This is a genomic window from Microbulbifer mixtoriginis (SeqCode), from assembly GCF_052466715.1.
Genome location: NZ_CP174288.1, coordinates 1,708,222 through 1,731,542 on the forward strand (window position 1 = coordinate 1,708,222; position 23,321 = coordinate 1,731,542).

The 23,321-nt window shown below is 48.1% G+C and carries 21 protein-coding genes and 1 riboswitch; of the genes, 8 read left to right on the top strand and 13 right to left on the bottom strand.

Annotation, left to right across the window (positions count from 1 at the left end):
- Positions 1–59: 59 nt before the first annotated feature.
- On the bottom strand, positions 60–560 hold the full coding sequence (gene greB, locus ACJJH9_RS07720) for a transcription elongation factor GreB (protein WP_252085569.1): 501 nt from the start codon (positions 558–560) through the stop codon (positions 60–62).
- 38 nt (positions 561–598) lie between these two features.
- Positions 599–2,545 (bottom strand): S9 family peptidase, encoded by a 1,947-nt coding sequence (locus tag ACJJH9_RS07725; RefSeq protein ID WP_444924837.1) that lies wholly within the window; start codon positions 2,543–2,545, stop codon positions 599–601.
- Between the two features lie 291 nt (positions 2,546–2,836).
- On the opposite strand from ACJJH9_RS07725, the gene ACJJH9_RS07730 reads away from it, so the two are divergent.
- Positions 2,837–3,691: a beta-keto acid cleavage family enzyme gene (locus ACJJH9_RS07730; protein WP_444898427.1), complete on the top strand. Its 855-nt coding sequence runs from the start codon at positions 2,837–2,839 to the stop codon at positions 3,689–3,691.
- A 309-nt stretch (positions 3,692–4,000) separates the two neighbouring features.
- The gene (locus tag ACJJH9_RS07735; protein ID WP_444924838.1) at positions 4,001–5,473 is read left to right on the top strand and encodes an alanine/glycine:cation symporter family protein; all 1,473 of its coding nucleotides are present in this window, start codon (positions 4,001–4,003) and stop codon (positions 5,471–5,473) included.
- Between the two features lie 60 nt (positions 5,474–5,533).
- Here ACJJH9_RS07735 and ACJJH9_RS07740 read toward each other — a convergent pair whose 3' ends face one another.
- On the bottom strand, positions 5,534–5,908 hold the full coding sequence (locus ACJJH9_RS07740) for a SirB2 family protein (protein WP_444924839.1): 375 nt from the start codon (positions 5,906–5,908) through the stop codon (positions 5,534–5,536).
- A 246-nt stretch (positions 5,909–6,154) separates the two neighbouring features.
- The gene (locus ACJJH9_RS07745) at positions 6,155–7,027 is read right to left on the bottom strand and encodes a M91 family zinc metallopeptidase (protein ID WP_444924840.1); all 873 of its coding nucleotides are present in this window, start codon (positions 7,025–7,027) and stop codon (positions 6,155–6,157) included.
- A 975-nt stretch (positions 7,028–8,002) separates the two neighbouring features.
- Between ACJJH9_RS07745 and ACJJH9_RS07750 the strand changes: the two genes are divergently transcribed.
- Positions 8,003–9,010 carry a zinc-dependent alcohol dehydrogenase family protein gene (locus ACJJH9_RS07750; protein WP_444888769.1) on the top strand — a complete coding sequence of 336 codons (1,008 nt, stop codon included), beginning with the start codon at positions 8,003–8,005 and terminating at the stop codon, positions 9,008–9,010.
- Positions 9,011–9,339: 329 nt separating this feature from the next.
- Complete coding sequence (locus ACJJH9_RS07755; protein WP_444924841.1) at positions 9,340–10,632, top strand: phosphoinositide-specific phospholipase C-related protein; 1,293 nt, start codon at positions 9,340–9,342, stop codon at positions 10,630–10,632.
- A 101-nt stretch (positions 10,633–10,733) separates the two neighbouring features.
- Here ACJJH9_RS07755 and ACJJH9_RS07760 read toward each other — a convergent pair whose 3' ends face one another.
- The 7 genes from ACJJH9_RS07760 to ACJJH9_RS07790 all read right to left on the bottom strand — a co-directional run bounded on the left by ACJJH9_RS07760 (position 10,734) and on the right by ACJJH9_RS07790 (position 17,227).
- The gene (locus tag ACJJH9_RS07760) at positions 10,734–11,396 is read right to left on the bottom strand and encodes a class I SAM-dependent methyltransferase (RefSeq protein WP_444924842.1); all 663 of its coding nucleotides are present in this window, start codon (positions 11,394–11,396) and stop codon (positions 10,734–10,736) included.
- 393 nt (positions 11,397–11,789) lie between these two features.
- Positions 11,790–12,233 (bottom strand): YtoQ family protein, encoded by a 444-nt coding sequence (locus ACJJH9_RS07765; protein ID WP_444885243.1) that lies wholly within the window; start codon positions 12,231–12,233, stop codon positions 11,790–11,792.
- 157 nt (positions 12,234–12,390) lie between these two features.
- The gene (locus tag ACJJH9_RS07770) at positions 12,391–12,852 is read right to left on the bottom strand and encodes a nuclear transport factor 2 family protein (protein ID WP_444888773.1); all 462 of its coding nucleotides are present in this window, start codon (positions 12,850–12,852) and stop codon (positions 12,391–12,393) included.
- Between the two features lie 233 nt (positions 12,853–13,085).
- Positions 13,086–13,958, bottom strand: a complete 873-nt coding sequence (locus ACJJH9_RS07775; RefSeq protein WP_444924843.1) for a phosphotransferase — start codon at positions 13,956–13,958, stop codon at positions 13,086–13,088.
- A gap of 22 nt (positions 13,959–13,980) precedes the next feature.
- A complete protein-coding gene (gene pnuC, locus ACJJH9_RS07780) occupies positions 13,981–14,652 on the bottom strand; it encodes a nicotinamide riboside transporter PnuC (protein WP_444924844.1) in 672 nt (223 codons plus the stop codon).
- Complete coding sequence (locus tag ACJJH9_RS07785; RefSeq protein WP_444885239.1) at positions 14,645–14,920, bottom strand: hypothetical protein; 276 nt, start codon at positions 14,918–14,920, stop codon at positions 14,645–14,647. Before ACJJH9_RS07785 ends, pnuC begins: the two co-directional genes overlap by 8 nt.
- A 141-nt stretch (positions 14,921–15,061) precedes the next feature.
- Positions 15,062–17,227, bottom strand: coding sequence for a TonB-dependent receptor (locus ACJJH9_RS07790; protein ID WP_444924845.1), 2,166 nt, complete (start codon positions 17,225–17,227; stop codon positions 15,062–15,064).
- Positions 17,228–17,284: 57 nt separating this feature from the next.
- Positions 17,285–17,401, bottom strand: a riboswitch (TPP riboswitch).
- A gap of 169 nt (positions 17,402–17,570) precedes the next feature.
- Here ACJJH9_RS07790 and ACJJH9_RS07795 point away from each other — a divergent pair.
- The 3 genes from ACJJH9_RS07795 (at position 17,571) to ACJJH9_RS07805 (ending at position 19,976) form a co-directional block, all read left to right on the top strand.
- Complete coding sequence (locus tag ACJJH9_RS07795; protein WP_444888778.1) at positions 17,571–17,882, top strand: hypothetical protein; 312 nt, start codon at positions 17,571–17,573, stop codon at positions 17,880–17,882.
- Between the two features lie 138 nt (positions 17,883–18,020).
- Complete coding sequence (locus tag ACJJH9_RS07800) at positions 18,021–18,821, top strand: nucleotidyltransferase domain-containing protein (RefSeq protein ID WP_444924846.1); 801 nt, start codon at positions 18,021–18,023, stop codon at positions 18,819–18,821.
- A gap of 648 nt (positions 18,822–19,469) precedes the next feature.
- Complete coding sequence (locus tag ACJJH9_RS07805; RefSeq protein WP_444924847.1) at positions 19,470–19,976, top strand: IQM protein middle domain-containing protein; 507 nt, start codon at positions 19,470–19,472, stop codon at positions 19,974–19,976.
- Between the two features lie 189 nt (positions 19,977–20,165).
- On the opposite strand, the gene ACJJH9_RS07810 is transcribed toward ACJJH9_RS07805, so the two are convergent.
- Together ACJJH9_RS07810 and ACJJH9_RS07815 are read right to left on the bottom strand one after the other, a co-directional pair.
- Positions 20,166–20,714, bottom strand: a complete 549-nt coding sequence (locus ACJJH9_RS07810) for a DUF934 domain-containing protein (RefSeq protein ID WP_444885235.1) — start codon at positions 20,712–20,714, stop codon at positions 20,166–20,168.
- The gene (locus ACJJH9_RS07815; RefSeq protein ID WP_444924848.1) at positions 20,698–22,359 is read right to left on the bottom strand and encodes a nitrite/sulfite reductase; all 1,662 of its coding nucleotides are present in this window, start codon (positions 22,357–22,359) and stop codon (positions 20,698–20,700) included. The genes ACJJH9_RS07810 and ACJJH9_RS07815 overlap by 17 nt, the downstream gene beginning before the upstream one ends.
- 292 nt (positions 22,360–22,651) lie before the next feature.
- Between ACJJH9_RS07815 and ACJJH9_RS07820 the strand changes: the two genes are divergently transcribed.
- On the top strand, positions 22,652–22,807 hold the full coding sequence (locus tag ACJJH9_RS07820) for a hypothetical protein (RefSeq protein ID WP_444924849.1): 156 nt from the start codon (positions 22,652–22,654) through the stop codon (positions 22,805–22,807).
- The last annotated feature ends 514 nt before the right edge of the window (positions 22,808–23,321 follow it).

A 23,321-nucleotide genomic window follows, 5' to 3' on the forward strand; every position in this document is an offset into this window, starting at 1 on the left:
AATTAAAAAATCTATCTATTTTTCCTGCTGTTATGCTAAGGGTTATGAGGAGTTGGCTTCTACTCTTCGTAGCGGATTTCAGTAATAAAATAAGTCTGCCATTTTTCCCCCTGACGAATATCTATCTCATCGTCGAGTCTGCGCCCTAGCAATGAACGTGCTACGGGAGAATCCATAGAGATCAGGCCGGCTTTTACATCAAACTCATCTGGCCCAACGATTCTGTAGCTTATGACTACACCTTCTTCATCTTCCAATGTGACCCAGGCACCGAAGAAGACTTTTTCACGGTCTTCAGGCACTTGATCTACTACGGTGATCTCCTCCAGGCGTTTGGTCAAAAAACGCACACGGCTGTCTATTTCACGCAGGCGCTTTTTACCGTAGATATAGTCAGCATTTTCCGATCGATCGCCCAGCTTAGCGGCATCACTTACCGCCTGGGTGACTCTGGGGCGCTCCTCCTCCCATAGATGCTTAACTTCGGCGCGCATACGTTGCGCGCCCTCCGCAGTGATATAGCGGGAGCCGCGCGGACGCGGTGGTCTCCATCTTCCCATGGTATTAATGGCTTCCTCTAAAGGTTTGGGATGATTGATTACAGATTCTCAATGGTAATTCCGGGGCCGGCTTCAGCCAGGGGAAAATTGAAAATACGGCTGTAAAATTCCAGCTCTCCCTCCAGGGCCATTTTGATGCTGTCTCCACTACGGAAGCCGTGCCCTTCATTGGTAAAGGTGATATGGGCAACTGGAATACCGCGCTCTTTCAGGGCTCCCACCATAGTTTCCGCCTGGTTTGGTGGTACTACCTTGTCTTCCAAACCTTGGAAAAAAATCACCGGGCAGCTCAGTTGCTCCACATGATGAATAGGAGAGCGTTGCTGATAGATTGCTTCGGCGGATGGCCAGGGGCCGACTAATTTGTCCAGGTAGCGGGATTCAAACTTGTGAGTGTCTTTGGCGAGACTACTCAATTCGCCGATTCCATAATGACTGGCCCCGGCTTTGAAAGTGTTGTGAAAAGTCAGTGCTGCTAACACGGTATAACCACCTGCGCTGCCACCCTTGATCAGAAGCCGCTCCGGATCGGCCAAACCCTGATTGACCAGGTATTCGGCGCCTGCACAGACATCTTCCACATCATAGATGCCCCACTTATCGGTAAGGCGGTCACGGTACTCGCGGCCATAACCTGTGCTACCGGAATAATTCACATCCAGAATGGCGAAGCCGCGGCTGGTCCAGTACTGTACTTTCAAATTGAGGCCGGCAGAGGTGGCTCCAGTGGGGCCGCCATGGCTAAAAACAATAAGCGGAGGTTTTTCGCCCTCTGGTGCCTTGAAGTCCGGGTTGTGTGGGGGATAGTAAAATCCGTGTACCTCTCGCTCATCGACATTGAAAGTAATGGCCTGGGCGCTGGAGAAGAGTTCGGCAGGCAGTGAGCGTTTGTTACTGCTGGCGATTGTCTCAAGGGCCTCACTTGCCAGATCAAAAGAGATTATTGCAGGGAAGCTGTCTCTTGCGGCGGCAATCATAATCGCTTTGCCATTTTCACAGTGCAGGCTCTCGATATCACAGTAGGGCTGCTGGATCAGCTGGTGTTCACCAGTAAGGGTATTTACGCTGGCCAAATACCAAAGGCCATTCTCGGTGTAAGTACAGAGAATTTCCTCAGTACTGATAAAGCCATAAGTGGACATTCCAAACACCCACTGCGGTGTGGCGAATTCAGCCTCTTTTTTCCAAAGCGGGGTATCTTGTCCCAGCTTGTATAAGTTCCACCAGTTGTTGCGGTCGGAGACATAGTAAAGCTCCCCCAATGGCGACCACTGGGGTTGGAATATGGATTCGTTATTTCCGCCGGCCACTTGAGTGATCTCAATGGCCTCTCCTTGCTCACTCAGAGTGGCCAGGCACAGTTCGGTGCCATCCCAAGGCAGGTTGGGGTGATGCCAGCGCAAGAAGCTCAACAGGTCTCCGCTGGTGTTCAAGGTGGGGTTTGAGTAGAAGTCTGCGCCTTCAACCAAAACCCTTGGGGGGGTAGTCAGCGGAGACTGTAGGTCGATGGCGATAATTCGTGCACGTGCTTCCTGTCCCTTAGCGTGGCCGCTGTCGTCTTCTTCAATACAAATCAGACGATTTCTTTTTGTGTCGAGGTGCAGGTCTGCGTAGCGGGATTCGTTTTCTGGAGTAATGGCCTCAGGCAGGTCACTACCGATCTCCATCCGGTAAATACGCTGATCTTCCGCAAGTACAAAGTACAGGGTGTCGCCGTGGACAAGGTAGCTACCACCGCCATATTCGTGCGCCTTGGAACGAATACTCAGCGGGGTGGGGGTGAGATCGCGCCGGCCATTTTGCGGGCAATACTGCACCAGAACATTACGCCCTTTTTCTGAAGGACGCGACTCTAACCAGTAGTAACGCCCATCCACCAAGCTGGCTTCCGCCAGGCGAACACTGCCTTCAACCAATAATTCTGCGTTGATTGCAGATTTCCAGCTGCCATAAGGGGTGGAGTTTGTTATGGAGTGATCACTCATCGGATACCGGTTTCCTAAATTAGATTTTTTTGCATTCTGCCGGGCCTGTTTTAGCGATACAAGGTGCCTTTTTACGGGTTAAAGCCTGTGTTAGTCTTTGGCCACCAAGCAAGCGCTTGGTGGTGGGGTTTGATACCTCCTTCATTAACCCCAAAGTATGGATGCGGCTCAGGGTATTTCGCGCACGGATGAGGCGCAGGTACTGAGAGCATGACAATCAGCGGAATTCGGCAAAGCCTAGTGTGCCGAACCTAAAGCGGCCCAAATAAAGATAATTCAGGAGAGCCTGCGATGTCCGATGAAGTGGTAATCACCTGCGCCCTAACCGGGGTGCTCACCAATCCGCAACAACACCCGGTTCCGGTAACGCCGGAACAAATGGCAAACTCAGCCCGCGAAGCCTTTGATGCCGGGGCTTCGGTAATGCATGTACATTTTCGGGCTCAAGAGCCGGGCAAGGGGCATCTTCCCAGCTGGGAACCGCAAGTGGCGTTGGAAATTGCCGATGCAATTCGGGCTAAGTGCCCCGGAGTTATTTTAAATTTTTCCACCGGCACTATCGGTCGGGACCAGCGCGGACCTCTCGAGTGTGTGCGCGCAGGTAAGCCGGAAATCGCCGCCTGCAATGCGGGCAGCTTGAATTACTTAAAAGCCCGTTCCAACGGCACCTGGGCCTGGCCGCCGATGGTGTTCGATAATCCGGTAGACAAGGTGGAGGAACTGCTGGCGGTATGTCGTGAAACGGGTACCAGGCCAGAGTTTGAGTGCTTTGATGTAGGTATTGTCCGCTCCGTTGGTATGTATGCCGATGTGGGTATGGTCGATAAGCCCAACTATAACCTGGTGATGGGGGTGGCTTCTGGTATGCCAGCGGATCCCGAGCTGTTGGAGTTGCTGCCTAAATATATGCGTGCAGATAGCTTGTGGCAGAGTACTGTGATTGGGCGCGAGGAAATCTGGCCGGTGCACCGCAAGACTGCGGAGCTGGGCGGCCATTTACGCTCTGGAGTAGAGGACACTTTCTATTTGCCTGGTGGCGAGCGTACCTCTGGCAATGGCCAGTTGATTGAGGCTTTGGCCGTGATCGCAGAAGAGAGTGGTCGTAAGGTGGTGTCTCCAGAGCGGGCGCGGGAAATCTTCTGCTAATTCTTTTCAGTGCATAGACCAGTGGACCCTCAGTGTCACTGGTCTACCTCTCAGAGCCCACTTCCTGTTGGCTTTCCCCATTTTATACCTGCTCTATCTTGATTGAGCGCCAAGAATCCTTTTCGCTTCCCTTTCCAGCTGGTCTGGATTTTTTAAGCGCCATAGAACCAAGTGATTCTTACTTTTCCTGCAAAAGGTCCGCTTGGTTACCTACCCGTTAGCACTGTAGCGGCTGCTAGTCTTTAGTGGGGATGGCCGTTTCCAGCGGTTGATCTATGCATAAATATAGGCTGTGCCAGGGAGCGGTGGATGCAAGAGTTGTTGGACCGAATAATCAAGGCGATTGATTGGGCCAACCGGCTTTTGTGGGGGGGGATTGAAGGGCAGTGGTGGCTCGGTGTCCTGATTATTGCTTTGCTACCTATTGGCCTTTACTTCTCCATTCGCAGTCGCTTTATTCAATTTCGCCACTTTGGTCATATGGCGATGGTGATGGTGCGAGGTATTCATAAGGATCATCCGGGCTCAATTTCCGCGTTTCAGGCGTTTGCCACCAGTGCCGCAGCACGGATTGGCACCGGTAGTTTGGCGGGTGTTGCCGTGGCAATTACTGCTGGGGGTCCTGGGTCGGTTTTTTGGATGTGGATGGTGGCTTGGCTCGGTATGGCCACCAGCATGGTCGAAAATACCCTCGCGCAAGTTTATAAAGAGAAAGGTGAGCAACCTGGGACCTTCCGTGGAGGACCGGCTTACTACATCAAAAAAGGCCTAGGCCCTAACTGGAAGTGGCTTTCAGTAAGTTTTTCTATCTTCTTACTGATGTGCTACGGCTTTGTCTTCAACTCCATTCAATCGAACGCTATGGCCACGGCCCTAAACGACGCCTGGGAAATCAACCCCATGCTGGTCGGGATTGTAGTAGCTGTGATTGCGGGCATTATTGTGTTTGGTGGTATCCGCTCTATCGCACGCTTTGCTGGAGTGGTGGTGCCTTTTATGGCTATTGCCTATTTAACGGTGGCGTTTATGGTTTTGCTGATGAACCTGGGGGAGTTGCCCAAGATTCTGGGTACGATATTAAGAAATGCTTTTGGACTGGAACAGGCTGGCGCAGGAGCCCTGGGGGCGGTAGTTTCCAATGGAATAAAGCGTGGGCTATTTGCCAATGAGGCGGGGCTTGGCTCTTCACCGAATGTGGGTGCAGCAGCGGATGTTAAGCATCCACTGGTGCAGGGCTATGTGCAAATGGCTTCCGTTTTTCTGGATACCATTGTTATCTGTACCTGTACCGCGGCAATTATTTTAGTTGCCGATGTGTATATGGTGGGCAATGTAGAGGGAGTTAAATTAGCTCAGGACTCTCTGTCTAGCGTGGTGGGTTCTTGGGGAAGTGGTTTCGTGGCGTTTGCACTGCTGTTTTTTGCCTTTACTTCGATTATTGGTAATTACTATTACGGTGAAACCAATATTTTTTATCTTTACCATACTCCCACTTCTATATTTTGTTATCGGATAATTTTTTTAATTTTTATCCTGTTTGGTGCCTGGGTTTCTTACAGTGGAAGTACTGAGAATTTTACCTTACTCTGGCGCATGGCAGATGTGGCGATGGGATTTATGGCCTCTACCAATATATTGGCTATTACCTTGCTCTCCGGTGTCGCTTTCAAAGTGCTTGGAGACTATGAAGCACAGCTTAATCAAGGAATTAAGGAGCCGGTGTTTGATGCGAGAAAATACGATATTAAAGGGATAGATCACACAGTATGGGATCGGAATTGAGCTCGCTGCCCACTGAGTTGTGAGCACTGGCTTTGTGGGAAAATTGAATAAAAAAATGTATTAGAGAGTAGGCTTTTGAATTGCCAGATAAAAAATAAAGCCAATCTGCATCATGGCCAAAAGAGCCGCAATGATGCGTGTACGTTGAGGAATGGATTGGCGCAGTGCGAAGAATCCGGCAACCACATAACCGAATACCAGTGCAACCTTTACCGCAAGCCAATGAAAGACAGCCGGATTCCAGCTGCCGATAACAACCAGCGCTACAGCCGCAGATAACAGCAGGGTATCATTGGCATGGGGCATCCAGCGAAGGAAGGTTTTTCTCCAGTGAGGCTTTCCTGAGAACTCCAACCCCATTCGCAACAGAAAAAGAGAGAGGCTAAGTACTGCGGCTGTGATATGGGTATGCTTAATCAGTGTGTAGGTAAACATCTATAAAGCTAAAGGGTTATTTGAAAATAGATTTCTCAGTCATGGTGAAAAGGCCACCAAGTTAACTAAGAGTGCAACGAGAACCGCTGCTGATGATAGCGGCTCATCGTGATTCTGTACATCAAAAAGACAGAAGGGTAAGTCCACTAACGTATTAATGTTAGTGGACGATGATTTTCCGGTTAATTGCAGTTCTCTAATTAGAGTTGCTAAATGTGACACTTCCTTGTGCAGTCGATTGCTGTATTAGTTTAAGTTACCAATGCGTCCGTACTTCATCCTGCGTGCAACATTGTGCTCGGCACGAATCATGTTCTCATTGATAGCCAAAAGGTCATTGGGCACATTATTCTGATCATCACTCAAGCCCACCGTAGCTATCTCTTCTTTCAACTCCATGGAGCCACCAACCCAAATCCAGCCGGAGGTTCTAGTAGTGATCATATTGTTAAGGTTGGATACCGTTGTGTTGTTATACGCGATATTGTTACCACCATTAGTAATTCTTGCCATTAACAAACCATTGCCTTGCTGGCGCAATACATTATTCATGGGGTTTTGTCTTTGATCGGCAAGATAGGTGGAATTGGTGGCTCCTGAAAGGTACAAGCCACGATTACAGCGATCAGCATGTACCAGTTCGTGGCCCAGAGCTATGTAGCTGGGGCAATTGCCCATGGTTACGGTTCCGGCATTGGTAAGGTTGGCCGTCTGCAGGGCATTATTGTTCCACATAACCACACCACTGGCACCGGTGCTCATCACTTTTGCCATAAAACCCTGGTCTGCACTCACCAGGGGGATATAATTCTTGAAGCCACTCCAAATTTGATCTTTTATCCATTTGTCGGGTCTGAACCCCAGCGCATTATTCTCGGTGATTCGCGTATCGTGCCGGCTGTTAATCAGGCGTCGAACGAGTGTTGTGCTGTTGGCCCTTAAGCCAGCAGCAGTCAGAATACCGACACCTTCAGTCACTCGTACTACATTGCGGCCGCCCGTGCGGTATTTTTCAGTTGTGTAGACAAGTGCTGTGCCGACGCCTCCTAATAGAGTGTTAAGCGCTGTTCTTACCTGGGTGATAAATGTGTTGTTCGTTGAGTCAATACAAAGTCCCATTGTTATTCTCCTTGTACTTCTTGGTAAAACTGAAATAAGCGTTGTTGCATGGTGAAACTGGGAATAAAAATTCTCGGCGTGGAGCTATCTTTTGAAAAATTGAAGAGGAAGGACTTGCTAGCTACGGAGCAGGGGGCAATGTGCTGAAATAGAGTAGATAATCTTAAATGCCCAGGAGCCCTGCTACTTAGGGTGGGAGAACAGCTCTGCTTTAGGAGCAGAAGAGATAGCCTAGCCAGCACATCCATTGATTATTGACCAAGTGAAAGACTTATTTGGCACTTATTCGAACCTTACTAATATTTTCTTTCAGTTGCCATACTTTCATAAAAATATTTTTAATGATCAAACAATTTTGTTTAATTTTACTGTCTCGATATTTTCAGTGCTGTGACTGATAGGGGCGAAGTGATTCAAGTAGACTTTTTATAGAAGAGTACTTCTCTGCGTAAGTAATTGAACCCTATCCATATTCAATATTTATCAGTTAATGATGGGTGGACAAGCGGCTCAATGTTGACATTTGGATAAGTTGCTGGTGAGTTGCTCTCCGGTGATGTTATCTAAGACTCACCTCTATTTCTTTTTAGTCTTGGAGTGTTTGTTGCGTTCCTGATGCCGGATAGTGTGAGAGTCTGAGGAGATAAAGAGTAAAGGGGTAACAGGCTTTTATTAAATTTGAAAAAAAATCAACCGAGTAGATGCTGGGTGTCAAAGATATTTGTTTGAGAGACCAGTGAGCTTTTGTAAAGCAACTTGCTTTCAATAGATACTTTGACTTTACGATTCAGTCCTGTTCCTATCGCACCATTACAGTTAGCCTACATCTGTTTGGTGGATATTCTTGAACTCTCTCTCATGGTGAGTAGACTGAACAATTCGAAATGGCCTGTAAATACGAGTGTTACTCGAGAGGCAGTGAGAGAAATTGTTTACGGCTTAGTGAAAGCTATTTTTCTTAAAGGATATGTCGATATGCTAAAGGCAGAGTATCGTGAGCGCGGCCCTGTGCCGCAGGATGTGATTGAGGCGGTTCCGTTTAATGAGCCGGAACTGGAAGAGGGGCAGGTATTACTGGAAATGCTGGCTACACCTATCAACCCCTCAGATGTACTCACGCTGACCGGTGAATATGGCATGTTACCGCCTCTGCCTGCCATTGGCGGGAACGAAGGTGTTGCCAAGGTAGTTAAGCAGGGTCCGAATGTGTCAGGCCTTGATATTGGCCAAACTGTTCTGTTGCCCGTTGGCAGTGGCACCTGGGCCACGCACATGGTGGCAAATGCTAAGGGACTTATCCCTCTGCCGAATGAGGTAGACCCCATACAACTATCCATGATTACCATTAATCCCCCAACGGCCTATCTCCTACTCAGTGAGTTCGTCGATCTGAAAGAGGGAGACTGGGTGATTCAAAACGCAGCAAACTCTGCGGTAGGAACTTATCTGACAAGTCTGGCAAAAATTCGTGGTCTGAAGGTAGTCAATGTAGTTCGCAGACCCTCACTGATCGAGCCAATGCTGGAAGCCGGTGCCGATGTGGTGCTGGTGGATGGTGATCAGGAAGGGGAGAGCCTAGCCAAGAGGGTTAAAGCTGCAACCGCAGGTGCTGAGATTCGCTTGGGTATAGATGCCGTTGGGGGAATGGCTACTGCTAGGCTAGGTGAAGCCCTTAGCGAGGGTGCCACACTGGTCAACTATGGTGCCCTGAGCGGTGAACCATGTCTGCTTGCTCCAGGGGTGATTATCTTTAAGGATATTACTGTACGCGGATTCTGGCTGGCCAAGTGGTTTGCTAATGCTTCACCTGAGCGGCAGCAGGAAGTTTTTGGAACCATTACGAGCCTAGTTGCCCAGGGTAAGCTTTCTGCACCAATTCATGCAACTTATCCCCTTAGCGATGTGAAGGAAGCCGTTAAAGTTGCTGCGGCAGGTGAGCGTAACGGTAAAGTTCTTTTGGTTGGTAATTTAAAAATTCAATAAATTCATATTTATTATTGATTGTCTATCAACTATGTAAGATCCATTCGTTATAGGGTGGATCTTTTTGATATTAATCACCACTAGCTTCCCGTATCTTGAGTGGAACACATCCCCCGCTAAATACAGCTTTTCTTTTCGGCTAATTATCTAGATTTAAATAAGTTCTAAGTACGCCTATCCTATAAGTTAGGTCTAGTATGGGTCTGTAAACAGAACTTTTAATTGGTTAATATTTTGAAGCTCTAATTTTAGGGTTGTTATTTGATGTTAAATAAGTAAACAAATAAATAAAATAAACAATAAAGTCACGATAGTGGCGAGGGTATATCATGATAAGAAAAAAACAAATGATCAAATCATCCCTTTATGGGCGGTTAGTAATTCTCATGCTGGGCCTTTTTCTAGTTCCGGATGTCAAGTCGACAACAACTCAGGGTGTTATACAATTGTCCCTGCAAGAACAGTTAGATAAAGATGTGCCTTTCAACCATTCGCAATGGGTGGGTACTCACAACTCTTATAATGCGCGGGAGTGGGACAGTGCCTACTGGGCGGATCCCAATCAGGATATTTCAATCTATGATCAGTTAAACTCTGGTGTGCGTGAGCTTACTTTAGATGTCGGCGATTACGGAACATTTTTTGGGGAGAATCAGCTGCGGTTATGTCATGGTGTCTGCTTTGGTGGTGAAAAAAAGTTTCGCCGTGGGCTGGAAAGTATTGTTCGTTGGTTGGAAGAGGGGAATGTTGAGTCAGTCATATTGTTGAAACTTGAAATAAATTCTAATCATTATGGCCAGATAGCCAGTCAGTTGAGAGCTGAGTTAGGAAGCTATCTTTATGAGGCGAGTTTCTCTGGAGGGGGATCTAATCGTTGTGCCGGCCTGCCGGTGGATTCCTTGAGTAAGCAGAATGTGTTGGATTCTGGAAAAAATATAGTCGTTGTAAATACGGATTTAATCTGTCCACAATCAGGGAGCTTTAGGTCTGTGGTACATCTCGGTCTGCAATATCAGGGGTTCCACAAAGACAAATTTAGTAAACCTACAGACCCCAATACTTGTGAGTTAATGACAACCTCGGCAAGCAAGCAAATGACGCGGTTACACGATCCAAGCACTCTTTATGGCATAGGTAGTGGTGGTAAAGGGCCGCAAGACAAAGAAATCACTGAGTCTAATGTAAAAAGCTATCTTTCCTGTGGGCTCAATATATTTGAAATGTTCTGGTTCAATGGTGATGGTAGTGCGGGGCATCTTGAGCCCGAAGACCTACTCTGGTCTTGGGAAAGTACGGAGCCGAACAACTGGAATGGCAATGAGCATTGCGCTATTTCAAAGGCGAACGGTCGTTTTAATGATGTGGTGTGCTCCAAAAGCTATCGCTTTGCTTGCCGTGATGAAGGTGACTGGAAGATTACTGCTGCTGATGCGGACTGGTCTCAAGGAGAAGTGGCTTGTAAATATGAGTATCCGGGGTCAGTTTTTGATGTTCCATTCAATGGCTATGACAATGCACGCCTTATGAGTGCCAAGATCGGAGCTGGGGCTTCCACAGTTTGGCTAGCGTATCACGATCTAAATCAGGAAGGCCTTTGGCAAAAGGGTGTGAACAAACAATAGAATAATACTGCTGCTTCACATAGGAGGAAATCAAGGAGAGAGGTGGCCTTAATGATGAAGTAATATTTACCAAGTATTCTCGCAATTGTTGGGGGCTGGGTTTATCGCTTGTTCTTTGCCGAGAAAAGTGCAACACAGCCCCGAATTTCTATTGAATATTCTGAGAATCTGCTTTGCAGGAAATCCTCCAGATCTTTCTGGCTGTCTAGGGTGTTAGAGAATATTCCTTTCTTGTTGTAGAAGGTCATTAATCGTTTGGCGATTGCACTTTTGTAAACACCTTCATGTAAAATTGTAGAGCCAAAGATAGTGCCATGATCTGAGAGTAGTTTATTAAGATAATCTATGGCAATAAGCTTTTCTGATAGTCTCCCCGGTAAGCAGTGGAATAAATAATTAACAGAAATGGAATCAAATGGCTCTATATCATTAGGCATTTCACTCAGTACGTTTGTGTGAAACAGAATAGGTTTGTATCTTGCAACACGCTTTGCTGAGATATCCAAGCAGTTCTGGTTTAAATCCATAAGTGCCAATCTGATATGAGGTGAGGGGAAATGACATTTATCCATAAAATAGCCAGTGCCGACACCCACGTCCAAGTGGTTGACGCTTACATTTTCATCAAATTGCTGAAGAATTATTGGTGTAGGGCAGCGCCAAATAAAGCGATTTGATAAAAATAACACCCAAAAATCATATAGCCATAACAGTGTCTTGGAATATGCGGCTTGGCCCTTCCAGACTTCTTTACTTATTCTCATGATACTCTCCAAGCTACTGGGATGGCCGATAGCTGATAAGGTTGCTCCTGATTGAGGATGTAAGCGTTTATCGTGGGAAACCCGCCAGAACCTTTTGATTGATCTCCTGAGTTTAATTATATGAATCGTACATTTGTGGCCTTTAAGGTCAGTATCCTTGCCTCGGTTTATGTCTGCGCCATCTATTGATGGATTGGTTGAATACAGTGGGATATAGCAAAACATGAAGATGTTGGTATGAAATGCTAATGGATTAATAGGTCATATCAAGGGAAAACCGATCAGTTACTCCAGGCATAAGTAGCTACAGATTAAAAAGAGTGGGGAAAATGAAGGTGAGCGATTATATGACAAACCACGCCGGTTATTGGCCGGCGGTGGTGACATATGGCGTTAAGCCTGGGTAGTGAGGTATTTCAGAATATCGATAACTTGTGCAGGGCTCTGGGCCCAGGCTTGGGCTGAACCATCGACTTCTTTCAAGGCGTGAACCAGGGATTCATCGTGTAGGGTGATATAAGGCTTTCCCAGAGCTGCGCAGTAACCGGCATCGAATGCGGCGTTCCACTGCTTATATTTTTCTCCAAAGCGAATGATGGCCAGGTCGCAGTTCTCAATAGAGTGTTTGATTCGGACGGCATTGACCTTGGCCGATTTATGATCACGCCAAAAAGAGTTGGACTCTTCACCAAGGCCATCACCCGCTGCATCACTGGCATCGTGATCAGTCACTGCGGATGAAAAGGTGATATCTAACCCTAGATTTTTGCAACCCTCTATAATTTGGGTTCTCCAGTTAGAATGAATTTCACCGGAAAGGTACACTTTTAGCTTCATGGGGCCGCCTCTTGGGATAATAAGCACTATGTATCGTATAGTTCGGCTTATTTTACATGATGCTGCAGTGGATAGGAAAAGACACGGTATTGGCTGTAGCCTCTACAGTGAATGTAGGGCTGGCCCTAAGGCCAGCACATTGAGCTTAACTTTAAATTTAGAGTTTTTGCTTGATAAAGGTTACTTTATCGGGCGTTTTACCAGCTGGTAGCCGGGTAGAATGCATTTGGCGAAGTAACCAGTTCCCATCTACCTTGGCTAGGACGGCACTCTCCAGCCAGATAACATCCTCGCTTTTGTTTTTCTGGGTAAAGTTGGCTTTGTTCCAATAATTGACAGTCAGTAATTCGCCTTGCTGCTCGTAGTTGATGATGCTGAAGTAATTCGTTCGGGTGTAACCAGCGGGCTTAACTACATTAACAAGATCCTCTATGGTCCAGATCTCCCCATGCTCTAAAAGGATGAATGAATCAGTAACCGTACTTCTCATTGCCTGATGATCAAAATTTGACATGGCGGCAAAAAGTTTGTCGATGGTGTTAAAAGCTTCAGGCCTCTTGTCAGCATAGCAGCTGGCGGTGACGAAGAGGAGTAGCAAGCCGAAGAAAGTTCTGGTCATAATGTGTATCTCCCTATACTCGTGCATTTTGATGTAAACCTGTGCAGGTCTGCAGTGATTATATCTTTGCAAAGCAATGGCCGGTCAATACTGATCTTATGTGGTTGGTATCTTGAGCTGTATTGTTTAGGAAGGCTTCACCCATATAGGATCCCCTTTAATTCCTGTTATGTTCATTTGGGGGCTCGGCAGGGCTTTCGTCGGGTTGATGAGGTGGGTTTACTAAGGGGCTACTAAGCCGGCCGGGATGCAGCTAACTCCAATATCGCCTGGCATTGAGATTCGATGGTGCTTGAGTCACCGGGGATTTTTTTTGCACTCCATTGCAGTGCATGCCAAAGTACACATAGATATTTATAGATTAGCCGCCAATGGTAAAGGCACTGCCTGTCATCTCCATTTGGTGGGCGATGGAGATAATTGACCAGTAGCTGTTGTTGCTCAGCAGGGGAAAATTGGTGCTCCTCAACCAAAGCGGCAAGGTCATAAAATCGATCTCCCATGGAAGCATATTCCCAGTCGATTGCGATTAGCTCCCCGCTGGTACTTTCGATCAGGTTTTCTTTGGTTAGGTCATTATGACAGAGACCGGGAGTATCACTTACAGCCTTTAAAGCGCTAATACTGCTGGATAGTTCACGGTGTAATTGTTTAAGACGTGGATAGAAATCAGCTTGAGTATTAATCGATGACCAATAGCGGTCTATTTTCTGATCAATATCCAGGTGGTTCTTAACCGGCGAGAGAGAGTGAATGCTATTAAGTCGTTTGGCAAGCCGCTTCAAAGCGCTGGGGCCCTCTTTGTGCCAGGGCTGGCCTTGAATAAACCTTGTTACCAAATAGTGATATTGAGGGTCACAATAGACAAGGGGAGCACAGAGCCCGGCGCGAGTGGCCTGGTTGAGGACTTGGGCCTCTGTTGCCCGGTCGAGATCCAGCGCTTGGCTAAGTGGGGAGTTATGGCGAATAACCAGGAGCTCTTCCCCTGATGAAACTAAATAGGTTCGATTGGTCTGTCCACCTGCCAAGGTCTGTATAAACCTAGGTCTGGACTGGCTCCACTGATGCCAGTCGCAGGGAATGATGTCGCTTGGGCTTTGGCGCATAGGTATAGATAGGGCGATATTGCTACTGCAAAGCGGCGGAAGCTTGTCTTCCCGTTAAAGAGGTTAGCCCGGGCTGCTCGGCCAGATTTTGCTTATTGTAGATGGATCTCCACTGGAAAAAACCAATAACAACCAATACCACGTAGAGCAAAAAGAGGAGCGCAGTCAGGTACAACCCTCTATCCAGGTAAAGGTAGATGGAGGCCCCATCCACTACAATCCAGTAGATCCAGTTCTCCAAAACTTTGCGGGTCACCATGTAGGTGGTGACCACGGCTCCCAAAGTGGTGAAAGAATCGAGATAGGGTAGGGCGGCACTGGTAAAGTTATCTAGCAGATAACCGAATACCAGGGTTAGCAGGAAAACACCACTAATCACCATCAAGTGGGTTTGCAGTGGCCAGCGATGAATTCTTAAATCTTTGTTTTTATCCTTGTGATGACGCCATTGCCACCAGCCAAAAATCGCCATACCCAGGTAGAACACTTGCAGTGCTGATTCCATTAGCAGGCTGACATCCCAAAATAAAACTAAATAGATTGCCGTGCTGATAAAGGCAGCATACCAGCAGCTGATTTTCTCGCGCATCGCCAATAACAGGTAAGCAAGGGCGAGAACAACAGCTGCCGCTTCCCAAAGAGACATGGCTGCAATTGAGGTGCGCAGAATTTCTAGGAACTCTGAGTTAAGCATGGGGTTTTGCCGGGGCTAGGTCGCCATCAATAAATTTACAAACAAAAATAGCGCGTCCAAACTGCTCATAGGATTTGCGCATTTCTATTTTGAGAACATCCATTAGCAAATCATATTCGCCAAATACCTGAGTGCTCATAGTGTTAGTGATTACTCTCAGGCCTGAATGGCTATTCAGGCGTTCAATAAAGGCTCGAATACTGGGTATGTACTCATCTTTGAGAGGGTACATGCTGATTTCTGCGGAGAGCTGCATAGCTTTTCTCATTATTCACCGAGATCCAGGGGGTAACTATCCTTGGCTCCTAGCTATCCAACCCGATTAAGTCCGTGAATTATCAGATAGCTATGTATCTGATAATTCACGGGCGTTAACCATTGGCTATTTGCTAAATTACAAGGTGTCCTATTAGAAAGTATAAGTACCGGTTATCCCGGCAATACGTGGTTCACCCTGTTGATAATAAGCTTCTGAGCTATAGCCATTAACTGGGTTATTTCCGAAATAAAAGCCTCTGGTATAGTAATCCTCACCTGTCAGGTTTCTACCCCATAGAGAGACTTCCCAGTTATCAAGCCTATAGGTGAGGCGGGCGTTAACCAATTCGTAGGCCGTGGATTTTTCATTGTGGCTATTAGAGAAGTAAAACTCATCCTTGCCTTCCAATTCCAGACGCAGTACCCAGTGGGTAGTGAGATCAATCTCGGTGCCAGTGAAGAACTGATAGCTTGGCGCATGAGCGACATCACGCCCATCCAGATTTACCGGTAGTACCGTGCCGGTTTCTTTATCCTTCTCTGTATCTACGTGTGTACTGCTTATAAAGTTTTCAAACTCGGCGTTTAGCCAGCCTGCAGAAGCGAAGAGGCGCACAGTATCCGTGGCTTGGAAATTTATTTCCGCCTCAAAGCCGTAAGTTTCACCACCTGCTGCATTACCCAGGTATTCCCTAAACTTTTTACTTTCTGGATTAAAGAGTGATTGTTTGGCTTGAACATCGCTGCGGTCTTGGTAGAAAGCTGCTAGCTGCGCCTGTAGGCGGTTATCCAGCCAGTTGCCTTTGGCGCCGAGTTCGTAGTTAAGCAAATGCTCTGTATCGAACTCGAACATCTCCCTGTAAGTTTCTTCATTACCCGCGAACTCTGCGATGATAGCACCGTTCACACCCCCTGCCTTATAGCCGCGTGAAACGGTGGCGTACAGTAGCGTGTCTTCAGAATAATGATATTCCAGGGTTATATTTCCACCCCACAAATCCTCATTGCTATCTGCCTTAGTGGAATAGGAATCAGAATAATCCGCGCTGCGTTTTTCCAAGCGAAGCCCGGTAATCAGGTTGAGAGCGTCGGTTAGTGTGGTGCTCAGCTGTCCGTAAACAGCGCTGTTTTTGGTATCAAACTCACTGCTAAAAAAACTGTATTCCGTGATTGTGCCTTTAGTTTTTCCTGAAGTCTGCAGGAGGTCTTCTTGCTCATTACGATGATAAACCCCCAGTACCCAGCTAGTGCGCCCCGTAAAGAGTTTGGAGCTTTCAGTGGAGAGCAGGCGTAAATCCAGGCTGGCGTTGTCTTTGTCCCGCTGGTAATTGTCAGTTTGGCTGTATTCCAAAGGGTGAAATCCGATATAGCTCCAGTCCTCATCGTATCCGTATTCGGTATCGGAATTGGCATGGCTTAGGGTGGCTTCAAGAGTGAAATTCTCGTTACCAGACCACTGCCCAGTTAAAGCGCCAGCCCAGCTTTCCTGTTGGTCCCGACCGGGCTTGTCGGAGAGGGTCTTGCGGGTATTGTATAGAGAGAAGGCATCGTAGCCGTTATCGGCGTCAAGGTAGAAAAGGGTGAAGTCGAGCTTTAAATCGTCACTGGGAGAATAGGCCAGCTTACCGCGCAGTACGGATTCATCAATATTGTTCGTGTCATCGCGGCCCAGATATTGATTTTCCATATAGCCGTCGGACTTTCGCTCGCTGGCGGCTATACGGTAGCCAAGCTGCTCAGTCAGGCTGCCGCTGCCAATGGCGGTAAGGCTACGACCACCGTATTCACTCAACTCGGCGGAGACTTTGCCCGTTGTTTCTGAAGTGGGCGCGGCACTGCGCATATTGACCAGGCCTGCTAGGGCATTGGCGCCATACAAGGTGCCTTGCGGGCCTCGTAGAATCTCGACTTGTTCTATGTCCAGGGTGTTGGCGGCCAGGCCAAGGCCTGTGAAGTCGATACTATCAATAACCAAGCCGACTGAAGGGTTTACTGGGTCGATAAATTGGCTGCGTTCACCGATACCGCGAACCTGGATAAAGCGCCCCCGTGAGGCGCCCGTAGAAAAATTGACATTAGGTGCCATGTTCAGGAGTTGGTCCAGGTTGCCAGCTCCGCGCGCCTCAATACTGCTGGTGCCAATTACACTGACACTGCCGGGTAGATCTAGCAGGTTGGTATCACGTAATTGAGCTGTCACTACCACTTCCTCAAGCCCGCCCTCCATGGGCTTAGCGGCCATTGCTAGCCCAGCGGACAGGCCAGCCACAAGGCCGATAGATTGAGCAATCGGGCGGATTGTGAACAGTTTTTTCATGGTTCTCTCTCGAATCAACACTAATGAAAGAGACCCGGAGAGCGACGAGGGGAGGGCTTTGGCACGCCTACCTATTCCTACGCCGGTATTAACCGGATCAGGTTCAAGGGTTTGCTTAAGGTGATCTTCTTGATCCCTTTGCATCTCAGGCCTTGGCCACCCCTTAGGTTTTTGCGGGCGCGATGATAGCAGATGTTTTGCCTTTTATGGGCAGGAAGGCGTTTTTGAGTGAGATTGGACCGCCTGGCTATGGGGGGGCAGAAGTATTGGTATTGAAGGATATCCAATATAATTTTAGTTTTCGGTTGCCAGGCTGTGGCTAGATTTAGGTGTTGGAGTAACAGTGAAAAATTGTCCTGGTTGTAATGAGAAGCCTATCTCTCTGATTGGCTGGTGTAGTGGTCTCAACTCGATAAAATGTGTCTGTAAAAGCTGCGGTTTGAATTTGTCAGCAAATTTTGTCACTTGGCTTGTAATGTTTGTCATTGTTGTAATGATGGGTGCAGTTGCTTATACCGCATTAGTTCACTTCGATGTGCATTTTAAGCAGGACCGCTGGTTGCTGATTGGTTTGATCTCTATCCCTGTGCTTATCGGATCGTTGCTGGGGTATTTGGTTGGTGGCTACAAGGTGCAGAAAAGGGGCGGTAGGTAGAGTAGGGTATATGCAAGTATTCATCGTGTGGTGACTTCCTACGTTGAAGGGGCTAATAGTGGCATTTCAAAGGCAGTGTCACTCTCTTGAATAGTAACTTTTGTCCATTGCCCATGGTAGATTGGTAGAGAGAAATTGATGGAATTGGTAGTACAAGAAAAATTAAAAGCACTTGAAGCTGAGAAAGGTATAGAAATTTTATATGCCTGTGAGTCTGGTAGTCGGGCGTGGGGCTTTGAGTCGCCGGATAGTGATTGGGATGTACGTTTTATTTACAAGCGAGATCTTAACCACTATTTGACACTTGGAACTCCTAGAGATGTTGTAGAAGTGCCTTTCGATAAGACCTTGGGGGATGAGCTTGACCTTGTTGGCTGGGATATCAATAAAACCCTGGGACTGTTAAGGGGCAGCAATCCGACATTAATCGAGTGGCTGTTTTCACCAAAAGTGTATTTCAAACGGCAAGAGGTTTTGGATGAACTTCGGAGCCTGGCACTCAAGTGTTGGCAGCCGCGGGCCTTAGCGCATCACTATATCAGCATGGGGTTTAACTGTTATACAAAATTTGTGCAAGAAAAGGACGCTGGTGTTAAGGAAATTAAGGTTAAAAAGCTGTTATATGTAATACGCTCAATTCTGAATGCGCTTTATATAAAAAAATTTCTGTCAATCCCTCCAGTCAACTTTATGCAAATGTGCGAAGAATTACTAGAGGATGATCAAGAGGAATGGCTATTCAAGCTGATAGTCAATTTGATTGAGCAGAAAAAGGGGGTGGATGAAGGCAGGTTGGTGGTTCTGGATGGTCAGCTTGATAGCTGGATTAATGCCAAACTGGATCGCGGAGTGGCTAACTCAATTGAAGAACGACCTAAATTAGATTTGCAAAGTTTTGATAAGGTTTTTCATTGGGTGCTTGGTGTAAATCCTAAGTAATATTTCTTTAAAGCTTGGGCCTGGCTGATTCAGCTTGGGTGGTGGATATTTGATTCTCGGCTTCTCAGTTTTATTGTTTGCGACCTTAAGTTAGTTCATTTTTCAAAAAATCAACAAAGACTTTTGTATTAGTTGGCATAGCTCTGCCGCTTGGAATTAGGTCGCTTACCGGTGGTCCTGGCACTACTTTTTCAGGGAGCAGTTGAACAATTTTACCATTCCGGATGGATGTAAATGGATTGGTTAAACCTCCTGTAGTTTTCTCAGTAGATATTGCTTGTATTGTAAATGCAACTCAAGCATCAAGTTTTCTTCTTTCTATTTCACGGGAGGCCAGCTTTTATCATGACTCTCTTTTAAATAATGGTTTAAAAATTTCTGGGTACCATTACATGGGTCTTACAGGTGAAGGGTAATTTCCACCTTGAGGCATTTTTAAACTCATAGTATTCATTAGCAGTTCATGCTGCTTTCCATATTCTTTCAGTGAACTTTAGGGAGATCCCCTGTTTCAACTTTATTCACCGGATGGAAGGAAGCATCTTATGACTGAGGCAGAGAAAAGGCAGAGAGCAAGAAGTCGCTGGAGACATTTGCGTTCTACATTGAAAACGCTGGGGCTTTTAGGTCGCTCAAGGGGGGGCAAAAATGGTAGCCACTCCTTATTGGCCGGAAGTTCATCATCCCAACCACCAGGCGACCCATGGCCGTAATGGCAATGTCCGCTATCTCTCCGACCGGGATAGGCAGAAACATCTGGCCACATTTACAGGAAACATGCTGATTATTCCTACGCAAAGAAGGTTTGAGCTGGGTATCCTGCAAAACACTGCGGGCAACATAATTTATGTTGTGGATTCACAGCGTAATTTCTATGTCGGAAGAAAAAATTTAGGTCATTTCCATCATTCCTCATTTCTGGCTGGTGGGTCGGTGTTGGGTGCAGGAACCATTGTGCTGGGCGCTGGTTATCAAATACTTGAGGTCAATAACCACAGTGGCCACTACAGGCCAGGTGCCCGGGAATTGAAGCGGGTGGCGCTTGCTATTAGTACGCTCGGTGGGGATTTGAATCAGATACCATTTCGTGTATCGGGGGCTGGGCCCGATGTTGTTTATGGTAATGGGTTAGCACTTCTCGACGCGGCGATCTAGTTGGTTTGGTTAGTGCTTAATAGGGGGAAGCTGGAAAGGGCTTGGGTCGACCTCAGTTTTCTGTATATGAGATTTGTGAGGGGTTTCAGGCAAGGTATTTAATTGGGGACATAGAAGAGGACAATGCCGGGGTAGAAGTAGTATGCCCTTGCCAATGTGGGCAGGGGCACACTCAGTCGAGCATCGACCTTAGAAGCGTCGGCGGAACATTGGCAGAGGTTGATCTACACCGGACTGATAGCTATCCCCAAAATCCTGTAGGGATTCTTTCAGGCTGGTGAGGGATTGGTTGCCTTCAAAGGCGTAGGCGTTAAAGCCACAGCGCTGCAGGTAAGTGAGCTGGTCGCGCATAAAGCCACCCACCGCACGCAGCTCCCCTTTAAAGCCAAAGCGCTCGCGCAGCATACGGCCGGCGGTAAAGCCACGGCCATCGGCAAATGCCGGGAAGTTAACTGCGATCAACGGAAAATTATTCGCCTCGTTGCCGATAAGCTCAGCACCTTCGTCGCTGTCTATCCAGACCCCTACTTCTGCACTGCGTTCTGCCAGGGCCTCCCGATGGGCTAACCACTGGCGCAGCGGTAGGATCAGCTTGCCGGAGGGCAGGGTATTTGGATCAATGGTTCCCTCTTCCTCCAGTTGCGGTAGTAGCTGCCAATCATTGGCGCTGACCTCACCATTGAGAATTAGCTCGGAGGGGTTGCCCGGCTGTGGGCCCAGCTTAACTGGCTTTGGCATAGACTCTCTCCTTGAAGGGCTGCAGGCCGATGCGGTTATAGGTGTCGATAAAGGGCTCTTCTGTCTGGCGCTGTTCGATGTAGAGATCGAGGATCTTGCCGATCACCCCGGTAACTTCTGCACGAGAGAAGCTGGGGCCCAGTACCTTGGCCAGACTGGCTTCGTTGGAAGCACTGCCGCCTAGTTGTATCTGGTAGAACTCCTCGCCTTTCTTGTCCACACCGAGGATGCCGATATGGCCCACATGGTGGTGACCACAGGCATTCATACAGCCGGAAATGTTCAGATTCAGATCGCCCAGGTCGTAGAGGTAATCCATATCGTCGAATTGGCGCTGAATGGCTTCGGCGACTGGGATCGACTTGGCGTTGGCCAGGGAGCAGTAGTCGCCGCCGGGACAGCAAATCATATCGGTGAGAGTGCCAATATTGGGTGTGGCAAAGCCGTGTTTGCGCGCCTGTTGCCACAGCTCGTACAGTTGGCCCTGTTCCACATCGGCCAATACCACGTTTTGGTCGTGGGTGGCACGGGCTTCGCCGAAACTGTAAGCATCGGCCAGATCGGCGATGGCCTCAAGCTGGCGGTCGGTGACATCACCAGGGGGCACACCCGTTGGCTTGGTGGAGAGCTTGATAGCGCGGTAACCCGGTACCCGGTGAGGGTAGGTGTTGCGATCCAGCCAGCGCGCAAAAGCCTTGTCGCTATCAGCCTGCTGCTGCAGGACTGCCTCGCTGGCTGTACCATCAAAGCTCTTGTAGTCAGGCTCGGTAAAGAAGGACTTGGCCCACTGCAGAGCTTCTGGGGTCAATTTCTCTACCCCGTCTTTAATGTGCTGCCACTCTTCTTCCACGCGGCGGCCAAATTCTTCGGGGCCTAGGGCTTTCACCAGAATCTTGATGCGCGCCTTGTATTTGTTATCACGACGGCCCAGCTGGTTGTATACCCGTACAATCGCCTCCAGATAGGAGAGCAGATCTTCCTCCGGCAGGAAATCGCGGATGGTTTCGGCGATAACCGGCGTGCGGCCCTGACCGCCGCCGACAAGCACCTGGAAGCCAATCTCTTCGCCGCGCTTCACAATCTGCACACCGATATCGTGTACACGAATCGCAGCGCGGTCCTGCTCGGAACCGCTAACCGCGATTTTGAACTTGCGCGGCAGGAAGGCGAATTCCGGGTGGAAGGTGGACCATTGGCGGATTAGCTCGCAGTAGGGGCGGGGGTCGGCAATCTCGTCGAGAGCGATGCCCGCATAGGGGTCAGAAGTCGTGTTGCGGATACAGTTACCGCTGGTCTGTACAGCGTGCATCTCCACTTCAGCCAATTCGGCCAGAATAGCTGGGACATCTTCCAGCTGGGGCCAGTTGTACTGCAGGTTCTGGCGCGTGGTGAAGTGAGCGTACCCTTTATCGTAGTCTCGGCTGACGCGGGCGAGACGGCGCAGCTGGTTGCTGTTGAGCAGGCCGTAGGGCACGGCGATGCGCAACATGGGGGCCAGTCGCTGAATATAGAGGCCATTTTGCAGGCGCAGTGGCAGGAATTGTTCCTCACTCAACTCGCCGGCGAGGTAACGTTCCGTCTGGCCGCGGAACTGGGCAACGCGATCATTGATGATGGCGCGATCCCGGTCGTCGTATCGATACATAACAGCTTGATTCCATTGCCTTTGTGCGCGGATGGTGGAGAGAGGGGCAAGCCCCGGATGGTTCTCCGCTGGCGCCTAACATACCAGTACGCTTATGCAATAAATAACAATATTTTCCGCTATGTCTGTAACCAACAGTTATAAGAGGGGTACCGCTGGCTTAGGAGAACCGGAAAGTAAGCGTCTTCTGTCCCCGTTGATCATATTTGATTGCGGTTGTACCTGTGGAGTATAGCGACAACGCTTTTCTGAGGGGTAGCTTGGGTAACTCGTGTGAAGCCAAGGAGCACCAATGGAGAGGGCAACATTGATGCTCACCTTTACGGTCTTCGATAATGGTCATGAGCTGGTTATGGAGGTTGCTGGTTTAAGAATCTCTGGGGGAGATGCTCAGGTATGTCGGTTCTGGATTGCTGTAAGTCTGATTTTATTGGCCGGGTGGCTATAGCGGCTCTCGCAGGATTGCATTCCTAGGAGTCCCCTCGTGTATTCTCAGCGAGGATGAATCCAGTATCGCTCACACCAAGAGGCTCGATTTGAGGTTGATGCAGCTGTACTGCGCTTATAAAGAGCGTAGATTGTGGGTGTAACTTAGACTTTGATAGTGGAATAAAGTGATAAAGCAATAGTGTTAGTTCTTCGTTATTGAGGCCCCGCCAAAACCCTCAATTCACTTGCCAGGTTCAGATCACATTTGAATAACATTTGGTGAAGACAAGGGGGAAAGAATTCAGTTTTGGTTGGCACTGATTCCGGTTAGGCGTGGTCTCCGCAGGCTCACCGGCGTTAGAAAAAGCCGCTTTCAGTTTGACAGAAGGCCTTTTGGCCGGTATTGAGTCTTCCTCAGGCATCCGGCCAGATAGAAAAGGTGGGGAGACTGCCGCCCTTTATTAGCCTGGCTTCCCCGCGATACGTTTCCTTTTGCTTCCCTCAATACTTCTTTTCTGAAGTCGTATTTATTT

Bases quoted from the DNA above. Each gene is read 5' to 3' on its own strand.
- ACJJH9_RS07755 (WP_444924841.1), top strand. From the start codon at position 9,340: ATGATAAGAAAAAAACAAATGATCAAATCATCCCTTTATGGGCGGTTA.
- ACJJH9_RS07790 (WP_444924845.1), bottom strand. From the start codon at position 17,227: ATGAAAAAACTGTTCACAATCCGCCCGATTGCTCAATCTATCGGCCTT.
- ACJJH9_RS07750 (WP_444888769.1), top strand. From the start codon at position 8,003: ATGCTAAAGGCAGAGTATCGTGAGCGCGGCCCTGTGCCGCAGGATGTG.
- ACJJH9_RS07725 (WP_444924837.1), bottom strand. From the start codon at position 2,545: ATGAGTGATCACTCCATAACAAACTCCACCCCTTATGGCAGCTGGAAA.
- ACJJH9_RS07820 (WP_444924849.1), top strand. From the start codon at position 22,652: ATGGAGAGGGCAACATTGATGCTCACCTTTACGGTCTTCGATAATGGT.
- ACJJH9_RS07805 (WP_444924847.1), top strand. From the start codon at position 19,470: ATGGTAGCCACTCCTTATTGGCCGGAAGTTCATCATCCCAACCACCAG.
- ACJJH9_RS07740 (WP_444924839.1), bottom strand. From the start codon at position 5,908: ATGTTTACCTACACACTGATTAAGCATACCCATATCACAGCCGCAGTA.
- ACJJH9_RS07775 (WP_444924843.1), bottom strand. From the start codon at position 13,958: ATGCGCCAAAGCCCAAGCGACATCATTCCCTGCGACTGGCATCAGTGG.
- pnuC (WP_444924844.1), bottom strand. From the start codon at position 14,652: ATGCTTAACTCAGAGTTCCTAGAAATTCTGCGCACCTCAATTGCAGCC.
- ACJJH9_RS07760 (WP_444924842.1), bottom strand. From the start codon at position 11,396: ATGAGAATAAGTAAAGAAGTCTGGAAGGGCCAAGCCGCATATTCCAAG.
- ACJJH9_RS07810 (WP_444885235.1), bottom strand. From the start codon at position 20,714: ATGCCAAAGCCAGTTAAGCTGGGCCCACAGCCGGGCAACCCCTCCGAG.
- ACJJH9_RS07735 (WP_444924838.1), top strand. From the start codon at position 4,001: ATGCAAGAGTTGTTGGACCGAATAATCAAGGCGATTGATTGGGCCAAC.
- greB (WP_252085569.1), bottom strand. From the start codon at position 560: ATGGGAAGATGGAGACCACCGCGTCCGCGCGGCTCCCGCTATATCACT.
- ACJJH9_RS07815 (WP_444924848.1), bottom strand. From the start codon at position 22,359: ATGTATCGATACGACGACCGGGATCGCGCCATCATCAATGATCGCGTT.
- ACJJH9_RS07800 (WP_444924846.1), top strand. From the start codon at position 18,021: ATGGAATTGGTAGTACAAGAAAAATTAAAAGCACTTGAAGCTGAGAAA.
- ACJJH9_RS07765 (WP_444885243.1), bottom strand. From the start codon at position 12,233: ATGAAGCTAAAAGTGTACCTTTCCGGTGAAATTCATTCTAACTGGAGA.
- ACJJH9_RS07785 (WP_444885239.1), bottom strand. From the start codon at position 14,920: ATGAGAAAAGCTATGCAGCTCTCCGCAGAAATCAGCATGTACCCTCTC.
- ACJJH9_RS07770 (WP_444888773.1), bottom strand. From the start codon at position 12,852: ATGACCAGAACTTTCTTCGGCTTGCTACTCCTCTTCGTCACCGCCAGC.
- ACJJH9_RS07745 (WP_444924840.1), bottom strand. From the start codon at position 7,027: ATGGGACTTTGTATTGACTCAACGAACAACACATTTATCACCCAGGTA.
- ACJJH9_RS07730 (WP_444898427.1), top strand. From the start codon at position 2,837: ATGTCCGATGAAGTGGTAATCACCTGCGCCCTAACCGGGGTGCTCACC.